General features: G+C 65.1%; 1 protein-coding gene. It reads left to right on the top strand.

The features are described 5' to 3' along the window. Positions 1–1852 (top strand): Lhr family ATP-dependent helicase (locus tag WCA53_RS15185; RefSeq protein ID WP_423911724.1); only part of this gene is annotated, 1852 nt, incomplete at both ends.

Here is a 1852-nt window from a genome sequence, read left to right as displayed (position 1 = left end):
GGACTGCAGATCGGAACGGTCAACGAGGACTTTGCAGTCGAAAGCCTGGCAGGGGACGTGTTTCAGCTCGGCAACGTGTCCTACAAGATCCTGCGCGTGGAAGGCGGCCGTGTGCGCGTGGAGGATGCGCATGGACAGCCGCCGAACATCCCGTTCTGGCTTGGCGAGGCGCCGGGGCGCAGCGACGAACTGTCGTCGGCCATTTCGCGGCTGCGCGAGCACGTGGACACGTGGCTCGCACACTCTTCAGTCGACGCGACGATTGTCAAGCTATCCGAAGCAATGGGTATCGACGAGGACGCGACGCGACAGATCGTTGAATACCTCGCGCGGGCACGGGCGGCGCTGACGGTTCTGCCGACGCAAGACACGCTCGTCATGGAGCGATTCTTCGACGAATCCGGCGGCACGCAACTCGTGATCCACGCGCCGTTCGGTAGCCGCGTGAACCGTGCGTGGGGCCTGGCGTTAAGGAAGCGCTTTTGCCGCACCTTCAACTTCGAGCTCCAGGCCGCGGCGACGGAGGATGCAATCGTGCTGTCGCTCACGGGCGCCCATAGTTTCGAACTCGACGAAGTCTGGCGCTACCTTCGCTCAGCCACCGCCGAGCATGTGTTGATCCAGGCGTTGCTCGATGCCCCGCTGTTTAGCGTGCGCTGGCGCTGGAACGCGACGAACGCGCTCGCGTTGCCGCGCTATGTGGGCGGACGTCGTGTCGCGCCGCAACTGCAGCGCATGAAAAGCGAAGACCTGCTCGCGACGATCTTTCCAGACCAGGTGGCGTGCATCGAGAACGTGGTGGGCGAACGGGACGTCCCGCATCATCCGCTCGTCGACCAGACCATCGACGATTGCTTGCACGACGCCATGGACACCGACGCGTGGGTTGCTTTGCTGCGGCGTATCGAAGCCGGCGAAGTGCGGCTCATCGCGCGCGATTTGCCGGCGCCGTCGCCGCTTGCCGCCGAGATCCTGTCGGCGCGCCCATACGCGTTTCTCGACGATGCGCCCATCGAGGAGCGCCGCACGCAGGCGGTGCTTGCGCGGCGCTGGAGCGACCCCGAATCGGCCGACGATCTTGGCGCGCTTGATCCCGACGCCATTGCGGCCGTGGCGCAAGAAGCGTGGCCATCGGTTCGCAATGCAGATGAAATGCACGAAGCGCTGATGAGTCTTGCGTGCGTCACACAAGCGGAGGCACGGGCGAATCCCGGTTGGGGAGACTGGCTCGATGCGCTTGCTCAGAGCGGTCGCGCAACCCGGCTGCAGGTGGCCGACAAAGACGCGTTGTGGGTGCCGATCGAACGCCTGACCTGCATGCGTGCGCTCTTTCCCCAAGCGCCGATGTCGCCGCTCCTCGTACCGCTTCCGGGTTTCGACGAGACCTGGAACGAAGACGATGCACTCGTCGAGATCGTGCGTGCTCGCCTCGCAGGTTTCGGACCGCTGCCCCTGTCCGCCATTGCCCGCGCGTTGGTGTTGCCGGCGTCGGCGGCGGCAGTGGCGTTGACGCGCCTGGAAGGCGAGGGCTATGTGATGCGCGGGCGCTTCACTCCGGGTGGCATCGAAGAAGAGTGGTGCGAGCGGCATCTGCTGGCGCGCATCCATCGCTACACCGTCCGGCGCCTGCGACGCGAAATCGAGCCGGTTGAGTTGCAGGACTTCATGCGCTTTCTCTTCGACTGGCAGCACCTGAGCGCCGACACGCGCTTGCGCGGCGAGGGCCGTGACGCGTTGATGTCCGTACTTGAGCAGCTTGAGGGCTATGAGGCGCCGGCGGTTGCGTGGGAGGAGGAGATATTGCCGGCGCGGCTTGCGCACTATTGCATCGACTGGCTCGACGATATCAGCC

Origin of the sequence: Caballeronia sp. (assembly GCF_049581465.1) — a bacterium.
Taxonomy (GTDB): Bacteria; Pseudomonadota; Gammaproteobacteria; order Burkholderiales; family Burkholderiaceae; genus Caballeronia.
This window is presented reverse-complemented; position numbering and strand designations above follow the sequence as displayed.